This window comes from Streptomyces prunicolor, assembly GCF_045162825.1.
GTDB classification, from domain to species: domain Bacteria; phylum Actinomycetota; class Actinomycetes; order Streptomycetales; family Streptomycetaceae; genus Streptomyces; species Streptomyces prunicolor.
Map to the genome: position 1 here is coordinate 1,390,565 of NZ_CP108676.1, position 17,973 is coordinate 1,408,537.

Annotated in this window: 17 protein-coding genes; 9 read left to right on the forward strand and 8 right to left on the reverse strand. The window is 70.8% G+C overall.

Annotated elements, in window-relative coordinates:
- The first annotated feature begins 124 nt into the window (after positions 1–124).
- The 4 genes from OG588_RS06255 (at position 125) to OG588_RS06270 (ending at position 5,044) form a co-directional block, all read left to right on the forward strand.
- Positions 125–2,053 carry an ABC transporter ATP-binding protein gene (locus tag OG588_RS06255; RefSeq protein ID WP_405946413.1) on the forward strand — a complete coding sequence of 643 codons (1,929 nt, stop codon included), beginning with the start codon at positions 125–127 and terminating at the stop codon, positions 2,051–2,053.
- Positions 2,050–3,831, forward strand: coding sequence for an ABC transporter ATP-binding protein (locus tag OG588_RS06260; RefSeq protein ID WP_405946414.1), 1,782 nt, complete (start codon positions 2,050–2,052; stop codon positions 3,829–3,831). The genes OG588_RS06255 and OG588_RS06260 overlap by 4 nt, the downstream gene beginning before the upstream one ends.
- 412 nt (positions 3,832–4,243) lie before the next feature.
- Positions 4,244–4,720, forward strand: a complete 477-nt coding sequence (locus tag OG588_RS06265; protein WP_019062674.1) for a DUF5709 domain-containing protein — start codon at positions 4,244–4,246, stop codon at positions 4,718–4,720.
- Positions 4,721–4,771: 51 nt separating this feature from the next.
- On the forward strand, positions 4,772–5,044 hold the full coding sequence (locus OG588_RS06270; RefSeq protein WP_366498596.1) for a type B 50S ribosomal protein L31: 273 nt from the start codon (positions 4,772–4,774) through the stop codon (positions 5,042–5,044).
- A gap of 86 nt (positions 5,045–5,130) precedes the next feature.
- Here the strand turns inward: OG588_RS06270 and OG588_RS06275 are convergent, their stop codons facing one another.
- Complete coding sequence (locus OG588_RS06275) at positions 5,131–5,922, reverse strand: metal-dependent hydrolase (protein ID WP_033278306.1); 792 nt, start codon at positions 5,920–5,922, stop codon at positions 5,131–5,133.
- Positions 5,923–6,067: 145 nt separating this feature from the next.
- On the opposite strand from OG588_RS06275, the gene OG588_RS06280 reads away from it, so the two are divergent.
- Positions 6,068–8,581: a DUF3516 domain-containing protein gene (locus OG588_RS06280; RefSeq protein WP_405946415.1), complete on the forward strand. Its 2,514-nt coding sequence runs from the start codon at positions 6,068–6,070 to the stop codon at positions 8,579–8,581.
- Between the two features lie 19 nt (positions 8,582–8,600).
- Complete coding sequence (locus tag OG588_RS06285) at positions 8,601–9,464, forward strand: acyl-CoA thioesterase (RefSeq protein WP_405946416.1); 864 nt, start codon at positions 8,601–8,603, stop codon at positions 9,462–9,464.
- A gap of 61 nt (positions 9,465–9,525) precedes the next feature.
- On the opposite strand, the gene OG588_RS06290 is transcribed toward OG588_RS06285, so the two are convergent.
- Together OG588_RS06290 and OG588_RS06295 are read right to left on the reverse strand one after the other, a co-directional pair.
- Complete coding sequence (locus OG588_RS06290; protein ID WP_405946417.1) at positions 9,526–10,512, reverse strand: DUF6397 family protein; 987 nt, start codon at positions 10,510–10,512, stop codon at positions 9,526–9,528.
- Between the two features lie 126 nt (positions 10,513–10,638).
- Positions 10,639–11,052 carry a roadblock/LC7 domain-containing protein gene (locus tag OG588_RS06295; protein WP_019062680.1) on the reverse strand — a complete coding sequence of 138 codons (414 nt, stop codon included), beginning with the start codon at positions 11,050–11,052 and terminating at the stop codon, positions 10,639–10,641.
- A gap of 92 nt (positions 11,053–11,144) precedes the next feature.
- Between OG588_RS06295 and OG588_RS06300 the strand changes: the two genes are divergently transcribed.
- Entirely contained in the window at positions 11,145–11,573 is a 429-nt protein-coding gene (locus OG588_RS06300) for a PPOX class F420-dependent oxidoreductase (protein WP_019062681.1), read from the forward strand.
- A 10-nt stretch (positions 11,574–11,583) separates the two neighbouring features.
- Here OG588_RS06300 and OG588_RS06305 read toward each other — a convergent pair whose 3' ends face one another.
- The 5 genes from OG588_RS06305 to OG588_RS06325 all read right to left on the reverse strand — a co-directional run bounded on the left by OG588_RS06305 (position 11,584) and on the right by OG588_RS06325 (position 16,591).
- Positions 11,584–12,189, reverse strand: coding sequence for an ATP/GTP-binding protein (locus OG588_RS06305; RefSeq protein ID WP_019062682.1), 606 nt, complete (start codon positions 12,187–12,189; stop codon positions 11,584–11,586).
- Between the two features lie 182 nt (positions 12,190–12,371).
- On the reverse strand, positions 12,372–12,785 hold the full coding sequence (locus OG588_RS06310) for a DUF742 domain-containing protein (RefSeq protein WP_398850922.1): 414 nt from the start codon (positions 12,783–12,785) through the stop codon (positions 12,372–12,374).
- A gap of 22 nt (positions 12,786–12,807) precedes the next feature.
- On the reverse strand, positions 12,808–13,245 hold the full coding sequence (locus tag OG588_RS06315; protein ID WP_019062684.1) for a roadblock/LC7 domain-containing protein: 438 nt from the start codon (positions 13,243–13,245) through the stop codon (positions 12,808–12,810).
- The gene (locus OG588_RS06320) at positions 13,242–15,767 is read right to left on the reverse strand and encodes a nitrate- and nitrite sensing domain-containing protein (RefSeq protein ID WP_405946418.1); all 2,526 of its coding nucleotides are present in this window, start codon (positions 15,765–15,767) and stop codon (positions 13,242–13,244) included. The genes OG588_RS06315 and OG588_RS06320 overlap by 4 nt, the downstream gene beginning before the upstream one ends.
- A gap of 50 nt (positions 15,768–15,817) precedes the next feature.
- Positions 15,818–16,591 carry an MHYT domain-containing protein gene (locus OG588_RS06325; RefSeq protein WP_405946419.1) on the reverse strand — a complete coding sequence of 258 codons (774 nt, stop codon included), beginning with the start codon at positions 16,589–16,591 and terminating at the stop codon, positions 15,818–15,820.
- Between the two features lie 152 nt (positions 16,592–16,743).
- Here OG588_RS06325 and OG588_RS06330 point away from each other — a divergent pair, with 152 nt between their 5' ends.
- Positions 16,744–17,343 carry a class I SAM-dependent methyltransferase gene (locus OG588_RS06330; protein WP_405946420.1) on the forward strand — a complete coding sequence of 200 codons (600 nt, stop codon included), beginning with the start codon at positions 16,744–16,746 and terminating at the stop codon, positions 17,341–17,343.
- 257 nt (positions 17,344–17,600) lie between these two features.
- On the forward strand, positions 17,601–17,897 hold the full coding sequence (locus OG588_RS06335; RefSeq protein WP_393045968.1) for a hypothetical protein: 297 nt from the start codon (positions 17,601–17,603) through the stop codon (positions 17,895–17,897).
- The last annotated feature ends 76 nt before the right edge of the window (positions 17,898–17,973 follow it).

Genomic DNA, 17,973 nt, shown 5'->3' on the forward strand with positions numbered 1-17,973 from the left:
GCTTCCGACCACGCTGCGACGCGAACCTTTCACGGTTTGTTGCCGCGTTCCGCTCGCGGTCCGTCGCCGCGCTCCGCGGTTCCCTCCTCCCCCTTCCCGCCTGAACAAGAGCCACTGGGACGTCATGCAGATTCAAGACCTTCCGTATCCCGACCCGGGTGTGCCGGACGCGCGCTCGGGGCCCCGATTCCTGTGGTGGCTCGGCCGGAATCAGCTCGGTGGACAGTTCAAGTCCCTGGCCTGGGGGCTGCTGCACTTCGTGTCCGTCTCCGCGCTGCCGTTCTGTGTGGGGTTCGCCGTGCAGGCCGTGGTCGACCGCTCGGGGAGTCGGCTGGCCCTGACCGGCGGGCTGATGGTGCTGTGCGGGGCGGGCATCGCCGTGGGCGACACCTTCCTGCACCGGGCCGCCGTCACCAACTGGATCACGGCCGCCGCCCGCGTCCAGCAACTGCTGGCCCGCCAGGCGGCCCACCTCGGCTCGGCGCTGACCCGGCGGGTCGCCGCCGGTGAGGTCGTGGCCGTGTCGACGGGTGACGTCGAGAAGATCGGCTGGTTCGTCGAGGCGCTGTCCCGCTTCCTGGCCGCCGCGCTGACGATCGTCATCGTGTGCGTCGGGCTGTTCGTGTACCAGCCCGCGCTCGGTGTCGTCGTCGCCGTGGGGGTGCCCTTGCTGGCGGTCTCCGTGCTGCCGCTGCTGCCCCGCGCCACCCGGCGCGCCGACGTGCAGCGCGAGAAGGCGGGCCGCGCCACCGAACTCGCCTCCGACACCGTCGCCGGACTGCGGGTGCTGCGCGGGATCGGCGGCGAGGAACTGTTCCTCGACCGCTACCGCCGCGCCTCCCAGGAGGTACGCCACGCGGCCGTGCGCAGTGCCCGGATGTGGGCGGTCATCTCCGCGATCCAGGTGCTGATGCCGGGGCTGCTGCTGATCGCGATCGTCTGGCACGGCGTGCGGCTGGCCCGCGAGGGACGGATCACCGTCGGCGAACTGGTCACCGTCTACAGCGCGGTGATGGTCATGTCCTACCCGCTGCGGCACTTCGAGGAGATCGCCATGGCGTACTCCTTCTCCCGGCCCTCGGCCAAACGCGCCGCGCACGTGCTGTCCCTGGAGCGGGTCACCGACACCGGGGGAACGCGCGCGGCCGAGGCTCCCGCCGGGGATCTGTACGACCCGGACACCGGTCTGCTGGCCCCCTCCGGCCGGCTCACCGCCGTGGTGTGCGGCGACCCCGACGTGGCCGGGCGGCTGGCGGAACGCCTCGGCGGGCACCCCGCCGAGGAGGGCGTCTCCGTGCTCCTGGACGGCGTACCGCTCGACGAACTCCCTCTCGACTCGGCGCGCACCGCCGTCCTCGTGCAGGACAAGGACCCGGTGCTGCTGTCCGGTTCGCTGCGCGAGCTGCTCGATGTGCCCTCCTCGGGTGCGGTCGGCGCGGAGGAGGCGCTGGCCGCCGCGCAATGCGGGGACGTGCTGGTGGCGCTCACGCAGGGGTCGCTCGACGCCGAGGACCCGATGGACGCCCGCATCACCGAACGCGGACGTTCGCTGTCGGGCGGACAGCGCCAACGACTCGCCCTGGCGCGGTCGTTGATCACGGACCCGGAGGTCCTCGTCCTGGACGAGCCGACGTCCGCCGTCGACTCCCACACCGAGGCCCGGATCGCCGATGGCGTACGGGAGTTGCGGACCGGCCGGACCACGGTGGTGTTCACCTCCTCGCCCCTGCTCCTGGACCACGCGGACCGGGTCGTGCTGGTGCACGAGGGCGCGGTGGTGGCAGTCGGCGCCCACCGCGAACTGCTGCGGAGCGAGCCCCGGTACCGGGCCGTGGTGACGCGGGAGACGGAGGAGGAGTCCGCGTCACGTGATGAACAGGCCGTGCTGCGGAGCGAGTTGGGATCCCGCGATGCTCCGCTCCGGGGTGCCGCGGAACACGACGAGGGTCCCCTCCGGGGTGCCTCGGACGACGACGATGCCTCCCTGCGAGGTGCCCTGGACGACGAAGCCGCTCTGCGGAGCGCACTGGAAGAAATCGAGGAGAGCGCATGATCGGCGTGGCGCCCCCGGCCTACGACCCGGCGGCCCCGACCACGGCGAACACCCTGCCGGTCGGCGCCCCCGCGACCGTACGTGCCTACGTGTCCGAACTGTTCCAGCGGCATCGCCGTGCCTTCCTCCTTCTCGTCGCCGTGAACACGGTCGCCGTGGTCGCCTCGATGGTGGGCCCCTATCTGCTCGGCGATCTCGTCGAGCGGGTGTCGGACGGAGCGGGGGAACTTCATCTCGGTCTGACCATCGGGGTGTTCGTGGTCGCGCTCGCCGTCCAGGCCCTGTTCATCCGGCAGGTGCGATTGCGGGGCGCGATGCTCGGCGAGCACATGCTGGCCGACCTGCGCGAGGACTTCCTCGTACGGTCGGTCGGACTGCCCCCGGGTGTGCTGGAACGGGCGGGCACCGGCGACCTCCTGTCCCGCATCACCACCGACATCGACCGGCTCGCCAACGCGATGCGGGAGGCCGTGCCGCAACTGGCGATCGGTGTGGTGTGGGCGGTGCTGCTGCTCGGCGGTCTGGTCGTCACCGTGCCGGAACTGGCGCCCGCCGTGCTGATCGCGGTGCCGGTCCTGGTGATCGGCTGCCGCTGGTACTTCAAGCGCGCACCGGCCGGCTACCGCTCCGAGGCCGCCGGGTACGCGGCCGTGGCCGCGGCCCTCGCCGAGACCGTGGACGCCGGCCGGACCGTCGAGGCGCACCGTCTCGGCGACCGGCGGATCGCCCTCTCGGAGCGCCGCGTCAAGGAGTGGACCGCCTGGGAGAACTACACGCTCTGGCTGCGGTCGGTGCTGTTCCCGGTCATCAACGTCACCCATGTCACGGTGCTCTGCTCGGTCCTGATACTCGGCGGGGTGTTCGTCCTGCGGGGCTGGATCGATGTGGGCGAACTGACGACGGGTGCCCTGATCGCGCAGATGCTCGTCGACCCGGTGAACCTGATCCTGCGCTGGTACGACGAGCTCCAGGTCGCCCAGGTCTCGCTGGCCCGGCTGGTCGGCGTCCGCGACATCGAGCCCGACGCCGGGGACGCCGGTCTGTCCCCCGAGGGCCGGGACGTGCACGCGGACCGGGTGCACTTCGGCTACCTCGAGGGCGTCGACGTGCTCCGCAAGGTGTCCCTGGAGGTCGCGCCCGGTACCCGGCTGGCCCTGGTCGGCCCCTCGGGCGCGGGCAAGTCCACCCTGGGCAGGCTGCTCGCCGGAATCTACGCACCCCGGGACGGCCGAATCACCCTCGGCGGCGCCGAACTCTCCCGGATGACAGCGGAACACGTGCGCTCCCATGTGGCCCTCGTCAACCAGGAGCACCACGTCTTCGTGGGCTCCCTGCGCGACAACCTCCTGCTCGCCCGGACCGACGCGACCGACGCCGAGCTGTGGGCGGCGCTGGGCGCGGTCGACGCGGACGGGTGGGGGCGGGCACTGGACGACGGTCTGGACACCGAGGTCGGCTCGGGCGGGCTCGCGCTCACTCCGGCCCAGGCCCAGCAGATCGCGCTGGCCCGGCTGGTGCTGGCCGACCCGCACACGCTGGTCCTGGACGAGGCGACCTCGCTTCTCGACCCGCGTGCGGCCCGGCACCTCGAACGCTCCCTGGCCCGCGTCCTCGACGGCCGCACCGTCGTCGCGATCGCCCACCGTCTGCACACCGCCCACGACGCGGACGTCATCGCCGTCGTCGAGAACGGGCGGATCAGCGAATTGGGGAGCCATGACGAGTTGGTTGCGGCGGAGGGGGCGTACGCGGCGCTGTGGCAGTCGTGGCACGGGTAGCTCCGCTGGTCGAGCGGTGACTGGGGTGCGGGGCGGTGGGGCGGTGGTCGGGGATGGACGTGACTGGCCTGCGGGCCGGTGGGAACCTGCGGGCCGGTGGGGGCTGGTCGCGCCCACGCGGCGGAGCCGCACATGTCACAGCCCCGCGCCCCCTTCGGGGCGCCTTGTCGCGCCGGAACCGGATGCGTTCCGGGGTTGGTGAGAAGGGATATGGCTGGGGATGTGCCCGCCCCGGCCAAGGCTGTGCCGTTGCGCGGTGGGGAAAAGGGGTGGAAGGCTGGGGAGCGGCACCGGTTCGGGAAGTGCCCGGGGACCATGTGGTTCGCGCCGGGCGTCGCCTGTGCCCCGCACAGCGGCGCCCCGCCGCCGAGCGCGGTGAGAACGGGCCGGTCCCCACCACCTGGAGGTACCCGTGAACAGCGTCGACGGATGGGGAGACGATGTCTACCAGCCCGACGGATCCGAGGTGCAGGACGACGCGGGTCTGCTCGACGCGGAGGACACCCTGGTGGCCGACGGTGTCGAGGACCCCCTCGACCGCGGTTGGTCCCCACCGGACCGCCCCTGGGCGGTGGAACGCGACGACGTGACGGCGGCTGGGCGCGAGCACGGCGAGACGCTCGACCAGCGGCTCGCCGAGGAGGTCCCGGATCTCGCCGTGTCCGACGGCGACGGCCTCGGCGACTCCGAGGACACCGACGGCGAACTCCGGGACATCGAGGTCGGTGACGTCCGCTCCGGTCGGCTCGTGGCGCCCGACGAAGGGGCGCACGAGGACGAGGAGAGCGGCCTGATCGCCACGGACGTGGGCATCGACGGTGCCGCCGCCTCCGCCGAGGAGGCCGCGATGCACATCGTCGACGAGGACGAGGACTCCCTGTACGGCTGAGTTCGCCGCCCCTTCGCCGTCCACCGCACCATCGCCGCAGAAGGAGCAGCCATGCAGCAGGACAAGCAGCCCGACTACCACCCCGTGGTCTTCCGGGACCGCGCCGCCGGATACGCCTTCCTGACCCGGTCCACCGCGACCAGCGACCGGACCATCGAGTGGGACGACGGAGAGACCTACCCGGTCGTGGACGTGGAGATCTCCTCGGAGAGCCACCCCTTCTACACCGGCAAGGCACGGACGGTGGACACGGAGGGCCGCATCGCCCAGTTCGAGCGGCGCTACGGCGGCGGCGAGGCGGGCCAGGGTTCCGGCGGGGCGTGAGCCGGCACGGGGATGTGCGTAGGCGCAGGGGTGCGCACGAGTACTGAAGTGTGCGCGAGCGCCGACGCCGCAACTGAAGGCGGGCCTCAGATCACGTTGAGCGCCGCCGCGCAGCCCACTCCCCCGAGCAGTATGAACACCGGCATCAGCACCTTGAGCTCGATCCAGCTGCCCGCGCGGAACCGCATCACCTTCGGCGGGCCGATCGGGTACCAGCGCTTGCGGCCCAGCGGGATCGGCCACAGGATCGGGCAGCCGGAGACGGTCAGCGCGTCCCCGATGTCGTGCACCAGCGCACCCAGCACGACCGGCAGTCCCAGCCACAGGTACTGGTGCTGGTCCGTGAACAGCCAGTCCGAACCGTTGCCCGGCTTGTCCAGCACTCCGGCGAGGATCCACGCGCTGGTCGCCGCCAGCAGCCACACCAGGATGTCGCTGCTGGAGCCGCGGGCCGCCCGCCACAGCAGACCCTCGATGGCCAGCACCATGTGCACGAAGAGGATCGCCAGCACTCCCCAGCGACCGCCCAGGATCGCTACGCCCGCACTCCCCGCCCCGATCAGGACCGCCCAGAGCCAGGTGTGGGTGAGCGTGCGGTGCCCGCCGGAGCGGCGCGGGTCGCCCTGCTTCCTGGTCCCCTTGTAGACGGCGTACGAGAGCTTGTCGACGACCTCGCACACGGTCCGGGAAACGGGTCCGAAGGCCCGGGAGATGGTCGCCGCCTTGTGGTCGAGGTCCGGGGCGAGCGCGGCGCCGGCGCAGATCAGGGCGCCGACCAGGATCACCGGCCAGGGCATCGGATGCCCGGCCGCGGCAGTCGCCGCTCCGACGCCGAGCCAGGCCGCCGCTCCCGACAGTGAGTGTGCTGGTCCCATCATGGCCGTTCCCCGCCCCATTCCTCTTACGCCGCCGGTCAGTTGCTCGGGCGCCCTGACACTCTGTCGGCGACACAGCGTAGCGGTAGCGATCTTCGTCTCCGCAGCCGATTCCCCCATCGGCCACGGCGCCAGGCAAGATGGGGTCGTGACCCTCATCGACCAGTTGCCGCCGACCGCAGATCCAGACGCCCTCTACGAAGCCTTCGAGTCGTGGGCCACGGAGCGCGGTCTCACGCTCTACCCCCATCAGGAGGAGGCGCTGATCGAGGTGGTCTCCGGTGCGAACGTGATCGTGTCGACGCCCACCGGCTCCGGCAAGAGCATGATCGCCGCCGGTGCGCACTTCGCCGCGCTGGCCCGGGACGAGGTCACCTTCTACACCGCCCCGATCAAGGCGCTGGTCTCGGAGAAGTTCTTCGAGCTGTGCAAGATGTTCGGCACCGAGAACGTCGGCATGCTGACCGGCGACGCGTCCGTCAACTCCGACGCGCCCATCATCTGCTGCACCGCGGAGGTCCTCGCGTCGATCGCGCTGCGGGACGGCAAGCACGCGGACGTCGGCCAGGTCGTCATGGACGAGTTCCACTTCTACGCGGAGGCGGACCGCGGCTGGGCCTGGCAGATCCCGATCCTGGAGCTGCCGCAGGCGCAGTTCATCCTGATGTCGGCCACGCTCGGCGACGTCGCGATGTTCGAGAAGGACCTCACCCGGCGTACCGGACGTCCTACTTCGGTGGTCCGCTCGGCGACCCGGCCGGTGCCGCTGTCCTACGAGTACAAGCTGACCCCGCTCACCGAGACGCTGACCGAGCTGCTGGAGACCAGGCAGGCGCCGGTCTACATCGTGCACTTCACCCAGGCGCAGGCCGTGGAGCGGGCGCAGGCGCTGATGAGCATCAACATGAGCTCGCGCGAGGAGAAGGACCAGATCGCCGAGCTGATCGGCAACTTCCGCTTCACCACCAAGTTCGGCCGCAATCTCTCCCGTTACGTACGGCACGGCATCGGTGTGCACCACGCCGGCATGCTGCCCAAGTACCGGCGGCTGGTGGAGAAGCTCGCGCAGGCGGGCCTGTTGAAGGTCATCTGCGGTACGGACACGCTCGGGGTGGGCGTCAACGTGCCCATCCGCACCGTGCTGTTCACGGCGCTGGCCAAGTACGACGGCATCCGGGTGCGCACGCTGCGCGCCCGTGAGTTCCACCAGATCGCGGGCCGCGCCGGACGCGCCGGCTTCGACACGGCCGGTCTCGTGGTCGCACAGGCACCGGAGCACGTCGTCGAGAACGAGAAGGCCCTCGCCAAGGCGGGCGACGACCCGAAGAAGCGCCGGAAGGTCGTCCGCAAGAAGGCGCCCGAGGGCTTCGTCGGGTGGACGGAAGGCACCTTCGAGAAGCTCATCACCTCCGACCCGGAGCCGCTGACGTCCCGGTTCCGCGTCACGCACACGATGCTGCTGTCGGTGATCGCCCGCCCCGGCAACGCCTTCGACGCGATGCGGCATCTGCTGGAGGACAACCACGAGCCGCGCAAGCAGCAGCTGCGGCACATCCGGCGGGCGATCGCCATCTACCGCTCGCTCCTGGACGGCGGCATCGTCGAGAAGCTCGACACCCCGGACGCCGAGGGCCGCATCGTGCGCCTCACGGTCGACCTGCAGCAGGACTTCGCCCTGAACCAGCCGCTGTCGACCTTCGCGCTCGCCGCGTTCGAGCTGCTGGACCCCGAATCGCCGTCGTACGCGCTGGACATGGTGTCCGTCGTCGAGTCCACGCTGGACGACCCCCGCCAGATTCTGGCCGCCCAGCAGAACAAGGCGCGCGGCGAGGCCGTGGCCGCGATGAAGGCGGACGGCGTCGAGTACGAGGACCGCATGGAGCGCCTCCAGGACGTGAGCTACCCCAAGCCGCTGGAGGAGTTGCTCTTCCACGCGTACAACACGTACCGCAAGAGCCACCCGTGGGTCGGCGACCACCCGCTGTCCCCGAAGTCCGTGATCCGCGACATGTACGAACGGGCCATGTCCTTCACGGAGTTGACCTCCTACTATGAGCTGGCCCGCACCGAGGGCATCGTGCTGCGCTACCTCGCCGGCGCCTTCAAGGCCCTCGACCACACCGTCCCCGACGACCTCAAGTCCGAGGACCTGCAGGATCTGATCGCCTGGCTCGGCGAGATGGTGCGCCAGGTCGACTCCAGCCTGCTGGACGAGTGGGAGCAGCTGGCCAACCCGGCGGAGATGACCGCCGAGGAGGCCCAGGAGAAGGCCGACCAGGTCAAGCCGGTCACCGCGAACGCGCGCGCCTTCCGGGTCCTGGTGCGCAACGCGATGTTCCGCCGCGTGGAGCTCGCCGCCCTCGACCACGTCTCGGAGTTGGGCGAGTTGGACGCCGAGGCGGGCTGGGACGCGGACGCCTGGGGCGAGGCGATGGACAAGTACTGGGACGAGTACGAGGACCTCGGCACCGGCCCCGACGCCCGCGGGCCCAAGCTCCTGCTCATCGAGGAGGAGCCGCAGCACGGCCTGTGGCGCGTTCGGCAGATTTTCGCCGACCCGAACGGCGATCATGACTGGGGCATCAGCGCGGAGATCGATCTCGCGGCCTCCGACGAGGAGAGCCGTGCGGTCGTCCGCGTCACCGCCGTCGGCCAGCTGTGAGCACAGGAGAATCCCACCCATGACGAACCCGGCAGAGCGGCTCGTCGACCTGCTCGACCTGGAGCAGATCGAGGTCAACATCTTCCGTGGCCGCAGCCCGCACGAGTCGCTGCAGCGGGTCTTCGGCGGCCAGGTGGCGGGCCAGGCGCTGGTCGCTGCGGGGCGCACCACGGAGGGCGACCGGCCGGTGCACTCGCTGCACGCGTACTTCCTGCGCCCGGGCCGACCGGGCGTGCCGATCGTGTACCAGGTCGAGCGGGTGCGGGACGGGCGGTCGTTCACCACCCGTCGGGTCACCGGCGTGCAGCAGGGCCGCACGATCTTCAATCTCACCGCCTCCTTTCACAAGCCTGAGCAAGGTCCCTTCGAGCACCAGCTGCCGACCCGCGAGGTCCCGGACCCGGAGTCCCTGCCGAATGTGTCGGAGGAGGTCCGGGCCCATCTGGGCGTGTTGCCAGAGCAGTTGGAGCGGATGGCGCGCCGTCAGCCCTTCGACATCCGGTACGCGGACGGGCTGCGCTGGAGCGCCGAGGAGATCAAGGACGCCGAGCCGCGCAGCGCGGTGTGGATGCGCGCGGTCGGGCCGCTCGGCGACGATCCGCTGGTGCACACCTGCGCGCTGACGTACGCCAGCGACATGACGCTCCTGGACGCCGTCCGGATCCCCGTCGAACCCCTGTGGGGACCGCGGAACTTCGACATGGCATCACTGGACCACGCCATGTGGTTCCACCGGCCGTTCCGCGCGGACGAGTGGTTCCTCTACGACCAGGAGTCCCCGATCGCGGCGGGCGGCCGCGGTCTGGCCCGCGGGCGCATCTACGACCTGGAGGGACGCCTGCTGGTCTCGGTCGTCCAGGAAGGGCTGTTCAGAGCGCTGTAGCCGGTGGATGGGCGCTGCGGTTGCGGAATGCGCACCACAGTTGGTGGGCGCGCGCTGCGGCTCACGCGTTTCTGCGGCGCAGCCAGCCCATCATGCCGCGTGATCGCTCGGGCTCCGGCGCGGATTCCGGCGCAGGCTCGGGCGGGTGCTCGGTCAGGATCGGCGGTGGTCCGACGGGTTCGGCGGTCGGCGGCGATCCGGCCGGTTCAGCCGTCGGTCGTGGGACGGCCGGTTGTGCGGTCGGCCGTGGTGCGGTCAGTTCGGCTGTCGGTCGTGGTGCGGGGCGGTGGCGGCGTGCCTCGTCCAGCACCTGGGTCAGATCCGCCCGCAGCCAGCTGATCTCGTCCGGGTCCTCCGCCGTCATGATGCGCTCGGCGATGTGTGCGGCGGGCGAGCCGGGAGCCCCGTGGGCCGGCGGGTCCGGCCGGAAGCGGTTCAAGTGGGCCCGCTCGTACGGGTCCTGGACGATTTCCGCGATCTGGACGGGGTCGAGCAGCGCGGCCAGGGCACCGGCGCGCTCCCACGGGCCGTCGGCCTGGCGGAGCAGGAACCCGAGATGCCGTCCGCGCCAGTTGCGGGGCCGTAGATCCAGGCCGGCCTGCAGTTGGTCCCTCAGTCCCTCGGGTGTGCGGCCGTTCAGCAGCGAGGTGTGGTTCTTGTCGGCCGCGAACTGCCGTAGTTCTTCGGCGAGATAGAGCCAGACCACGGCCCGGTAGCGGTTGACGTAGAACCTCACCGGCACCACCAGGCCCAGTCGGGCGAAGCGGGTGAACCTGGCGGAGGTGACCTCCATGAGGGCCGCGCCGTCCGTGGTGCCCACGGTCTTGACGCTTTCCAGGAGCGTTTCGGGGAATCCGTCCGCCGTGCGCAGTCGGTCGATCTCGGCGCGGCTGACGCGGCGGCCGCCGCCTCCTTCGTCGGGCGCGGTGCGGATGCGTCCGAGATGTACGGCGAGGTCGAACTCACCGCGCTTGAGCCCCAGTTCTCGTGCCGCGCGACTGGGCGTGCACGAGAGGTCGGACGGTTTGGTGATGGTGTTTCCTGCCATGGTCGATCTCCCCCGCGGAGTCCATTGCTCACGCTGTGTGCGCTTGTGATGAACAAACCGTAACCGGTTCGGCGGATCTCGTGGCGGGCCTGTGGATAACTCTGCGGAGGCCAGAGAAGTCGCAGGTCAGAGGTCTGTGACGGGGGTCCGCTCGGGCTGCCGTGCGTCCACGCCGAGGTGCTCGCCGACGCGGTTGACGAGGAGTGTCATCTCGTAGGCGATCTGGCCGATGTCCGCGTCCGCGCCGCTGAGGACGCACAGACAGCTGCCGCTGCCCGCGGCGGTGACGAACAGGACGGCGTCGTCGAACTCGATCATCGTCTGCCGCACGCCGCCCGCGCCGAAGTGGCGTCCCGAGCCCTTGGCCAGGCTGTGCAGTCCGGAGGAGACGGCGGCGAGGTGTTCGGCGTCCTCGCGGCGCAGCCCTGTGCTCGCGCCCGTCACCAGTCCGTCGTTGGAGAGGACCAGGGCGTGGCGTACGTGCTCGACACGCTCGGTCAGATCGTCAAGCAGCCAGCTCAGTCCCTGGTTCTGCGCCATGTTCCGGCCTCCCCGTGTCGCCTCTCCCCCTGGCCGGAGGATCTCCCGTCAGCCTTCCCCACCTCCGTCGCCCGGGCAAGGAGGATAGGGGCATGGCACAGAAGATGACCGACGAGGAGTGGCGGGCGTTCGTCTCGCACGGCACGCGCACCGGCAAGCTGTCGACCGTTCGCGCCGATGGGAGCCCCCATGTGGCACCGATCTGGTTCCTGCTGGACGGAGACGATGTGGTGTTCAACACCGCGAAGGAAACGGTAAAAGGGCGCAATCTTGCCCGTGACGGGCGAGTCGCCCTGTGCGTGGATGACGATCGGCCGCCGTTCGACTTCGTGGTGCTGCAGGGGCGCGCCGCGTTGTCGGAGGAGCCGGGCGAACTCCGGTACTGGGCCGCGCGGATCGGGGCCCGCTACATGGGCGAGGAGCGCGCCGAGGAGTTCGGTGCCCGCAACGGGGTGCCGGGCGAACTCCTCGTCCGCGTCACGGTCGACAAGGTCCTGGCGCAGAAGGGCATTTCGGAGTGAGACGCCCCTGTCAGCCCACCGAGTCGAGCATCCGGGCGGTGTGCATCCGCCCGGCGTACTCGACGAGCCGGATCAGCACCTCCTTCCCGGAGTCGCGGTCGCGGGCGTCACAGAGGACCACGGGCGTTCCCTGGTCGAGGTCCAACGCGCGGGAGACGTCACGGGCGCCGTAACTGCGGGCACCCGTGAAGCAGTTGACGGCCACCACGAACGGGATGTGCCGGTGCTCGAAGTAGTCGACCGCGGGGAAGCAGTCCTCGAGGCGCCGGGTGTCCGCGAGGACGACGGCGCCAAGCGCCCCCTGTGACAGCTCGTCCCACAGGAACCAGAAACGGTCCTGGCCCGGCGTGCCGAACAGGTAGAGGGAGAGGCCGGACCTGATGGTGATGCGGCCGAAGTCCATGGCGACGGTCGTCGTGACCTTCTGGTCCACGCCGTCGGTGTCGTCGACCAACTGACCGGCCTCGCTGAGCAGTTCCTCGGTGCGCAGCGGCCTGATCTCGCTGACCGCGCCCACCATGGTGGTCTTGCCCACGCCGAATCCGCCGGCGACCAGGATCTTCAACGCCAGGGCGGTCGTCTCGCCGTCCTCGGCGTCGGAGTGCTCGGAGACCATCGATCACTTCTCTCGGGAGTGCCGGCAACGCTCGACGTCCGTGGATACGCATCTTGGCAAGTGCGGCCTCCCCCTGGGCGGTTGGACCGCTATTTGCCCGATGTGACCGTCTCGCACCCGTTCGGTGAGCGAAAGGGTGCACAAGTCGGCGTCGTACGCGTTCGAGTGGTTCTGAAGTTTCTTCACAGTGCCCGTAGTCCCTCGATCACCTCGCGCAGAATCCGTTCGTCGGGCAGCTGCGCGGGCGGCACCGGACGGCTGACGGTGACGCAGCCGAGCTCCAGGAGGTCGCCCAGGAGCACCCTGACCACCCCCAGCGGAAGGTCCGCTCCGGCGGCTAGTTCGGCGACGGACTGCGTTTCGGGGCGGCACAGATCGATGAGGGCCCGGTGTTCCGGTCCGAGCCCGGTGTCGTCGTCGAAGTCGGGTGCGCCCACGTCCAGTGTGACGAGCGCGATCAGGTCGAAACGCACTCCTGTAGGGCCTGATTTGGTACGTCCGCCCGTCATGGCGTAGGGGCGGACGAGTGGTCCGGCTTCCTGGTCGTACCACTGGCTGCCCGGCTCTTGTTGGGCGCCGGTCGTGTCCTCGGTCATCGGAGCGGATCGCCCTCTCGCCTCATCCGGCTGCGGGCGGCCGCGCACCGACGCGCGGCGGCGTGTAGAGGTGCTCGCCGACACGCTTGACCAGCCGTGCCATCTCGTACGCCACCAGCCCTATGTCGGCCGTGACGGCGGTGAGGACGGCGAGGCAGGAGCCGTCTCCGGCCGCGGCCACGAACAGGAAGCCGTCGTCCATCTCGACCATGGTCTGCCGTACTCCGCCGGCTCCGAAGTGCCGTCCCGCGCCCTTGGCCAGGCTGTGGAATCCGGAGGCGACCGCGGCGAGGTGTTCCGCGTCCTCGCGCTTGAGGTCGGTCGACGCGCCGACGGCGAGGCCGTCGTTGGACAGCACCACGACATGCCGTACTTCGCTCACGCGCAGCACCAAGTCGTCCAGCAGCCAGTCGAGTTCACCGGACCGCTGGGCGGCCCTCATGCTCGGGTCCTGGATCACGCGGGGTCTCCTTCGCTGCTGTCGCTGCCCGTTGCGGGGCCTGGGGTGGCACCACGGCCCGGTTGCCTGCCGCCGCCGCGCGTCCAGCCTTCGCGGTAGGCCGCCATCCGGTCCCGTACGACCTCCGGGGTGCGGTGCTCGTCGCGTGCGGCGGCCGGTGCCTGTTCCCGTTCCGCGGTGGGCTGCTCGCGGAGTTGGGGGGCGAGGTTCGCCTGGCGTACGCGGCGTGGGAGGTCGTCGCTCCCTTCGGTCCCTTCGGTGTCCTCGGGGGGACGGTGCAGTCGCAAGGTGGTTACTCCGGGAGGCGGGGTGTCGTTGGCCGACTCCGCCGCGGCCCGTGGGGAGACCGCCAGGGCGGGTCGGTCGGCCGGGGCCGGGACGGACTCCTGGTGCTGGGGCGCGGTGGGCACGCGCGCGTACTCGCGCTCCACGGCCCGCTCCCCGTCCTCGACCGCCGCGCGCGGGGCACGTTCCGCCGCTCCGCCGTGCAGCAGCGCCGTCGGCAGCAGGACGACCGCCGTCGTACCGCCGTAGGGCGAGGTCCGTAGGTGCACCTTGATGCCGTGGCGGGCGGCGAGCCTGCTGACCACGAAGAGGCCGAGCCGGTCGCTGTCGAAGAGGTCGAGGGCCTCCGACTGCTCGATGCGGCGGTTGGCGTCGCCCAGGGACTCCTTGCCCATACCGAGGCCCCTGTCCTCGACCTCGACGGCGTAGCCGTTGCCTACGGGTTCACCCGTGACCCTCACGCGTGTGTGCGGCGGCGAGAACTGGGCGGCGTTCTCCACGATCTCGGCGAGCAGGTGCGTGAGGTCGGCGACGGCGGCGCCGACGACGGACGCCTCGGGGAGTTGGCGTACCTCCACGCGCGCGTAGTCCTCGACCTCGGAGACGGCCGCGCGGACGACGTTGGTCAGGGAGACCGGCATGCGCCAGGCCCGGCCGGGTGCCGCTCCGGAGAGGATGATCAGGCTCTCGGCGTGCCGTCGCATACGGGTGGTGAGGTGGTCGAGACGGAACAGGTCACTCAGTTCGTTCGGGTCCTCGGAGCGGCGTTCCATGCTGTCCAGAAGGCTGAGTTGGCGGTGCACCAGGACCTGGCTGCGGCGGGCGAGGTTGACGAAGACCCCGGAGATGCCGCTGGCGAGTTCGGCGCGTTCGACGGCGGCGCGCAGGGCGGCGCGGTGCACGGTACCGAGGGCTTCGGTGACCTGTCCGATCTCGTCCTCCGAGGGCGACCCGGGCGGGGCCTCCGCCCTGACGTCGATCTCCTCCCCCGCACGCAACCTCCGCATGGCCTCGGGGAGTTTGTGGCGGGCGATCCCCAGGGCGTCGTTGCGCAGGCTCACGAGTTCGACGACGAGGCCGCGTCCGATGCGCACCGAGATGACGAGCGACGCGATGACGGCGGCGAGACCGAGCAGGACCGCGGCACCGGCGGCGGTGAGCAGCCCTCGGGTGAACGGATCGGCGCGGTCCGCGACTCCGCTGCCCGCGTCCGACTCGATGGTGCGCATGCCGGCCTGCACGCGTGCGTGCGCGTTGTTCCAGGTCGTCTCCGGAGCCGCGGCGATCGCCCGGGTACCCGAGCTGGTGGCGAGGACCTTGTCCTCGACGGTGCCGACCGCGGTGTAGGCGCTGGTGTCGGCGAGGTTCTGCCAGGCGGTACCTTCCGAGCCGGTCAGGTCCGCGACGGCGGAGTCGGTGAGGGTACGTCGGGTGTCGACGGCGCCGGTGAACAGTCTGAGCCGCTCCCCGTCGAGCCTGCCGTCAAGACGGGCGCCGGCGAGCATCACGTCCTCCTGGGACAGCGATTCCCCGGCCCGGGAGAATTCGAGGAGCACGCGCGCGTCGGATCCGAGGTCGGCGTCCTGGATTCCGGTGAGTGCCCCGCCCACGGCGAAGGCCGTCGCGATGGTCTTCGTGTACTGCCCGTAGGTCTCGTCCCATCCCGCGCGGTGACCGAGCACGTCGGCCCGCAGTGACCGCAGTTGCTCGGCTCCGGAGACGAAGGTCTTCAGTCGTCGGGCGACTCCGGCCGGCAGTTCCTCGCCGTCGGCAACGGTGTTGTCGTCGCCCAGCCGCAACCGTGCGACCGCCCGGTCCGTGCTCGCCGCCAGCTTCTTCAGGTCACCGCTCTGCTCGGCATCGGGGTCGGTCGCGTAGCGCACGGCGGCCGACCGCTCGTCCTGCAGAGCCGCGACGGCCGCCGCGACCGGGCTGCGCACCGCGGAGTCCACACGCTGCAACTGCCGTAGCCGGGAGACGTCCTGGGCGGTGCTGACGGTGGCGTACGCCCACAGGGCGAGCAGGGAGACGACCGGCACCATCAGGAGGCAGACGATCTTGGCTCGTACGGTGCGGGGACGCATCCGCCAGCGTCCCGCGCGCGGGGGTATGTCCTCCGACGGGGCGTCGAGGGGCTCGTCGAAGAGTTCGTCGGCGGGTGGTCCGGCGTGCGCGCGACGACCGCGCACGGGCGGCGTCTCGGCGCCGGCTCTCGGGGTCCTACGGGGGTTACGCATGGCCTCCTCGCTCGGAAGTGGTCCTCAGGGGCGTGCTTGCGCGGGCCGGGCTAGCGGGCGACGCTCTCGACCGGCCGCTGGGCCGAGGCGGTTGCCTCGCGTTCTCCCGTGGTCGGCGACAGTGCGACGAACGCCGAGGTCAGGAACAGGTAGGACCCGAGGCCTACGGCCAGCGGGAAGATGAACTGCATTGCCGTGGCACCCGGCAGGACCGCGCCGGAGGGGGTGACGTGGACGCGCACCGCGAACATGCCGGTGTAGTGCATGCTGCTGACGGCCGCTCCCATGACGAGGGAGGCGGCGGTCACCGCGACGGGCGACTTGATGTTGAGGGCCGCCCACAGGGCCGCTGTCGCCGCGACGACGGCGATGAGCACGGAGAGCCCGACGAGCATCGGGTCGTAGCTCACGTCGCCGTGCAACCGCATCGCCGCCATGCCCAGGTAGTGCATGCTCGCGACGCCCAGTCCGGTGGTCAGACCGCCGAGGAAGAGCGCGCGGCCCCGGTCGCGGCCGTAGCCGACCGCGAAGACACCCGCGCAGACGACGACCATGGCGACGAGGAGGCTGAGCACGGTCAGTGGCACGTCGTACCGAATGTCGGTGCCGCTGACGCCGAAGCCGAGCATGGCCACGAAGTGCATGGTCCAGATGCCGGTGCCGAGCGCGGAGGCCGCGGTGACGAGCCAGTTGCGGCGCGACCGGCCGGTGGCGCCGAGCGCGCGGACGGTGCAGCGCAGCCCAAGTGCGGAGCCCATGCAGGCCATCACGTACGACAGCGCGGGGGTCAGCCAGCCGAAGGTGGCGTGGTCCAGGTGTCCCATGACCAGGGGACGCTAGTAGGGGCACGGGTGCACAAAGGGGGCGCATTTCGAAAGGTGTTGCAATGTGACACAGAGAGGTACCTGAACGACCGGGTCACGCTCGAACATGTGCACCGAAGCGTCATCCGTGTCGGTGAGGGATCATGCCGAACATGAGCGACGACCACACACACGTCCAGGAGTTCTTCGGTGCACGCGCCGCCGACTGGGACAGCCGCTTTCCCGACGACGGCCCCACCTACGCCGCCGCGGTCGCCGAACTCGGGCTGCGCGCGGGAGACCGGGTGCTCGACGCGGGCTGCGGGACGGGACGCGCGCTGCCGCCACTCCGTGCGGCCGTGGGGCGGTCCGGAGTGGTCGTCGGGGCCGATCTCACCCCCGCCATGCTGGAGGCCGCCGTACGGGCCGGACGCGGCCGCGACGGGTGTCTGCTGCTCGCCGACGTCGCCGCGCTGCCGCTGCGGTCGGAGTCGCTCGACGCCGTGTTCGCCGCGGGCCTGATCGCGCACCTGCCCCAACCGGAGGAGAATCTGCGGGAGTTGGCACGGGTCGTGCGCCCTGGCGGCTCACTGGCCCTGTTCCACCCGATCGGCCGGGCGGCGCTCGCCGCGCGTCAGGGACGCCAGATCACACCGGACGACCTGCGCGCGGAGCCCAATCTCGGTCCGCTGCTTGCCGGTTCGGGGTGGCTCATGACGTCGTACGCCGACGAGGACGCCTGCTTCCTGGCACTGGCCGTGCGCGAGAGCTGAGCCCGCGCGCCACCCGGGAGTTGGACGGTGCCTTCCGGCGCGGCAGCCTCACCATCTCGCGGGCTGCGAGCCGGGCCGAACTGACCTGACTCCGCGCCACGTTGGTCTCACTCGACGGCTCACGCGTTTGCGCGCGGGGCGCTCTACGCGCTTCACCGCAACGTTCCTCTTCTGTCGCCGCAACTCCAACTCTACGTTGGGTAGCAGTAGATGAACGGTCAGCGACAGAAAACCACGCAGGGGGAAGGGTGGTCAGCATGTTCGACAGGCCCCGCAAGACCTTCGCCAGATTTCTCACCTCCACGCGCGCGGCGGCGAGCAGCGCCCCGCAAGGACGCCCGCACAATCTCTTCGAGGCCGCCGCCGTCTATGTGTCGGCCCGCGCGGAGGACGATCAGGACCGGATCGACGAAGCCGCGGGCTGGGTGTCGCCGGAGGCGCTCTCCTTCGGGGTGAGCGAGCTGGCGTGCCGGGCCGTCGTCGCGCTCGCGAGGGAGCGTGACGAGTCGCCGCGGACGGTGGCTCGTGCGCTTCTTGGGCTCCCCGCGGCCTGACAGTTCGGGTTACCGGTGGTCATTTCGCCCTGTCCAGACGGAAAACTGCAGCTCCGGGTGTACTTGGGAGTCGTGA

What these genes read in the sequence shown, in the direction of transcription:
- OG588_RS06255 (WP_405946413.1), top strand. Translation starts at nt 125, where the DNA reads ATGCAGATTCAAGACCTTCCGTATCCCGACCCGGGTGTGCCGGACGCG.
- OG588_RS06260 (WP_405946414.1), top strand. Translation starts at nt 2,050, where the DNA reads ATGATCGGCGTGGCGCCCCCGGCCTACGACCCGGCGGCCCCGACCACG.
- OG588_RS06270 (WP_366498596.1), top strand. Translation starts at nt 4,772, where the DNA reads ATGCAGCAGGACAAGCAGCCCGACTACCACCCCGTGGTCTTCCGGGAC.
- OG588_RS06275 (WP_033278306.1), bottom strand. Translation starts at nt 5,922, where the DNA reads ATGATGGGACCAGCACACTCACTGTCGGGAGCGGCGGCCTGGCTCGGC.
- OG588_RS06285 (WP_405946416.1), top strand. Translation starts at nt 8,601, where the DNA reads ATGACGAACCCGGCAGAGCGGCTCGTCGACCTGCTCGACCTGGAGCAG.
- OG588_RS06290 (WP_405946417.1), bottom strand. Translation starts at nt 10,512, where the DNA reads ATGGCAGGAAACACCATCACCAAACCGTCCGACCTCTCGTGCACGCCC.
- OG588_RS06295 (WP_019062680.1), bottom strand. Translation starts at nt 11,052, where the DNA reads ATGGCGCAGAACCAGGGACTGAGCTGGCTGCTTGACGATCTGACCGAG.
- OG588_RS06300 (WP_019062681.1), top strand. Translation starts at nt 11,145, where the DNA reads ATGGCACAGAAGATGACCGACGAGGAGTGGCGGGCGTTCGTCTCGCAC.
- OG588_RS06305 (WP_019062682.1), bottom strand. Translation starts at nt 12,189, where the DNA reads ATGGTCTCCGAGCACTCCGACGCCGAGGACGGCGAGACGACCGCCCTG.
- OG588_RS06310 (WP_398850922.1), bottom strand. Translation starts at nt 12,785, where the DNA reads ATGACCGAGGACACGACCGGCGCCCAACAAGAGCCGGGCAGCCAGTGG.
- OG588_RS06320 (WP_405946418.1), bottom strand. Translation starts at nt 15,767, where the DNA reads ATGCGTAACCCCCGTAGGACCCCGAGAGCCGGCGCCGAGACGCCGCCC.
- OG588_RS06325 (WP_405946419.1), bottom strand. Translation starts at nt 16,591, where the DNA reads ATGGGACACCTGGACCACGCCACCTTCGGCTGGCTGACCCCCGCGCTG.
- OG588_RS06330 (WP_405946420.1), top strand. Translation starts at nt 16,744, where the DNA reads ATGAGCGACGACCACACACACGTCCAGGAGTTCTTCGGTGCACGCGCC.
- OG588_RS06335 (WP_393045968.1), top strand. Translation starts at nt 17,601, where the DNA reads ATGTTCGACAGGCCCCGCAAGACCTTCGCCAGATTTCTCACCTCCACG.